The following is a 3,527-nucleotide window of genomic DNA, read 5'->3' on the forward strand; positions in this document are numbered from 1 at the left end:
TGTCGCGTCGCTGGCCGCGGATCTTGCGGCGGCCGGCAGTACCGTCGACGTACTCTCCTGCGATGTCGCCGAACGGGACGAAGTCGGGGCTCTGCTGGACCGGATCTCCGCCACAGGACCCGAACTGTCCGCCGTCGTGCACTCGGCGGGAGCGGAGCACGGCGCGCCCGTGGCGGAGATGACGGCCGCGGATCTCCGGGCAGCCTCGGCGGTGAAGGTCGGCGGGGCGCTGCATCTGCACGAGCTGACGCTCGAACGGGGCCTGGATCTGGACGCGTTCGTGACGTTCTCCTCCGGCGCGGCCGTATGGGGCAGCGGCGGGCTGGCGGCGTATGGCGCGGCGAACGCGGCGCTGGACGCGCTGGTGGCGCGGCGCCGGGCCGCGGGCCTGGCGGGTACGTCCGTGGCGTGGGGTCTGTGGGGGGGCGGCGGTATGGGCGCCGGCGAGGCCGGCGAGCAGCTCAGCAGCTACGGGCTGCGCCCGATGGCTGCCGAGCGCGGTATCCAGGGCCTGGCCCAGGCGCTGGACGACGGGGAGGACCAGCTGGTCGTCGCCGATATCGACTGGGACCGCTTCCTGCCGACCTACACCGTCTTCCGGCCCAGCCCGCTGCTGTCCACCGTGCCCGAAGCCATCCGCGCCAACGCCGCGGAGGCCGGGGCCGACGCGGCTGCCACCACGGAAGTCACGCCGCTGATACGCCGCCTGACCGCGTTGCCGCCCGCCGAGCGGGAGGCGGCGCTCACCGAGGCCGTCCGGGCCGAGGCCGCCGCCGCGCTCGGGTACGCCGACGCCGCGGAGATCGATCCCGATCAGGCGTTCCGCGACATGGGCTTCGATTCGGTGATGGCCGTGTCGCTGCGCAACCGGCTCGGTGAAGTCACCGCCCTGCGCCTGCCGTCGACCGTGGTCTTCGACTACCCGTCCGTCACGGCCCTGTCGGCCAGGATGTACGGCGACCTGTTCGGGAACGCCACCCCGGTGGCCGAGGTGGTTCCCGTTCCCCGGTACTCGCCCGCGGACGACGACACCATCGTGATCGTCGGTATGGCCTGCCGCTACCCGGGCGGCGCCACCACGCCCGAGCGGCTCTGGAGCCTGCTCGCCGACGGCAGGGACGCCATCAGTCCGGTTCCCGACTACCGTGCCTGGGACATCCCGAGCGAGTTCGGCCGGGAGGGCGGATACGTCTACGAGGCCGCCGAGTTCGACGCCGCGTTCTTCGGCATCGGGCCGAACGAGGCGCTGGCCATGGACCCGCAGCAGCGGGTGCTGCTCGAGGTCTCCTGGGAAGCCCTGGAACGCGCGGGCATCGACCCCACGAGCCTGCGGGGCTCCCGCACCGGCGTGTTCGTGGGCGGCTGGATGCAGCTCTACACCCATGCGCTGATCGGCAGCACGGCCAACATGCCGGACAGCACCCCGGTGAGCGACGGCGGCGCGGTGCTCTCCGGCCGCGTCTCCTACGTCCTGGGCCTGGAGGGCCCCTCGCTCACCATCGACACCGCCTGCTCCGCCTCGCTGGCCGCGCTGCACCTGGCTGCCCAGGCGTTGCGCTCGGGCGAGTGCGAACTCGCGCTGGTGGGCGGCGTCACGGTGATGTCCGACCCGGGCGCGTTCGGCTACGGATCGAACATGGGCCTGTCCCCGAACGGGCGCAGCAAGGCGTTCTCGGCCTCCGCCGACGGCATGGGCATGGGCGAGGGCGCCGGGATGCTCGCCGTGGAGCGGCTGTCCGACGCCCGGCGCCTGGGCCACCCCGTGCTGGCGGTGGTGCGCGGCACGGCGATCAACCAGGACGGTGCCTCCAACGGCTTCACCGCGCCCAGCGGCCTCGCGCAGCAACGGGTGATCCGCGCCGCCCTGGCCTCCGGCGGGCTGACGCCCGATCAGGTCGACGCGGTGGAGGCACACGGCACCGGGACCGTCCTCGGTGACCCGATCGAGGCCAGCGCGCTGCTGGCCACCTACGGTCAGGAGCGTCCCGAGGGCCGGCCGCTGTGGCTGGGGTCGATCAAGTCGAACATCGGGCACGCGCAGGCCGCCGCCGGTGTCGCCGGGCTCATGAAGATGGTGCTGTCGATGCGCCACGGGATGCTGCCGCCCACCCTGTATTCCGAGCAGCCCTCCGAGCAGATCGACTGGGATTCGGGCGAGGTGCGGCTGCTGACCGAACGGCGGCCCTGGTCGGCGCGGGACGGCGCGCCACGCCGTGCGGGCATCTCCAGCTTCGGTATCAGCGGCACGAACGCGCACATCATTCTGGAAGAGCCGCCCACCGAGCCCCTGCCCACGACGGGCGGGAACGACGAGGACGGCCAGGGCCAGGCCGAGGTGCCGGTGCTCGGTCCGGACGTGCAGGTTGTCGCCTGGCCGCTGTCCGCACGCGGGCAGGAGGCCCTGGCGGCCCAGGCCGACCGGGTGCTCCCCCTCGCGCGTGACGCGGAGGGGGCGGAACCGGCGGCCGTGGCCCGTGCCCTGGTCACCCGCCGCAGCCTCTTCTCCCACCGGGCGGTCGTCGTGGGTGCCGACCGCGCGGCGCTGGCCGAAGGGCTGTCCGCCGTCGCCGAGGCCCGCCCGGATGCCGCGGCCGCCGTCGGCACCATTCCCACGGGCGGCCCGGGGCGCACGGTGTTCCTGTTCCCCGGGCAGGGTTCGCAGTGGGTGGGGATGGGACGCCGGATGCTCGCGGAGTCGCCGCTGTTCGCGGCGGAGTTCGCGCGGTGCGCGGAGGCACTGACCCCGCACATCGAGTGGGACCCGTACGCGGTGCTGGAACAGGCGGAGGGCGCTCCCCCGTTGGAGGGTCCCGAGGTGCTGCAGCCGGTGCTGTGGGCGGTGATGGTGTCGCTGGCCGCGGTATGGCGGGCCGCGGGAGTGCGCCCGGACGTGGTGGTGGGGCACTCGCAGGGTGAGATTGCGGCCGCTGCGGTGGCGGGCATCCTGTCGCTGGACGACGCGGCGCGGGTGGTGGCCGTGCGCGCGAGGATGCTGGCCGGGCTGGGGGTCGACGGCGGAATGCTGTCGGTGGTGCTGCCGGCGCACGAGGTCGCGGAACTGCTGAAGCCGTGGGAAGGGCGGCTGTCGGTGGCGGCGGTGAACTCGCCGCTGTCCACGGTGGTCACGGGGGAGCCGGAAGCGCTTCTGCAGTTCGAGCGAAAGCTGCGGAAACAGCGCGTCATGCGGTGGCGCATTCCCGTGTCGGGCTTCGTGGCCCACTCCCGCCTGTGCGAGCCGCTGGCCGACACGCTGCCGACGGCACTGGCCGGCATCGAGCCGCGGCCGGGCGGGATCTCCTTCTTCTCGACCGTGGAGGGACGCCTGATCGACGGAACGGAGCTGGGACCGGACTACTGGTACGCGAACGTGCGGCAGTCGGTGCGGTTCGCCGAGGCGGTCGAGGCGCTGGCGGCCTCAGGGCACCGCAGCTTCGTGGAGGTCTCGGCGCACCCGGTACTGCTGACCGCCGTGGAGGAAGTCCTCGTCCCGCGGGCCGATCTGCCCGACCCGGTGCTGATCGACACCC

At 73.5% G+C, this 3,527-nt stretch carries 1 protein-coding gene; it reads left to right on the top strand.

The window, feature by feature from the left end:
- Nucleotides 1-3,527, top strand: a 3,527-nt coding sequence (locus STBA_RS38060) for a type I polyketide synthase (RefSeq protein ID WP_171987807.1), incomplete at both ends; no start/stop codon positions are given.

Source organism: Streptomyces sp. MP131-18, from assembly GCF_001984575.1.
Taxonomy (GTDB): Bacteria; Actinomycetota; Actinomycetes; order Streptomycetales; family Streptomycetaceae; genus Streptomyces; species Streptomyces johnsoniae.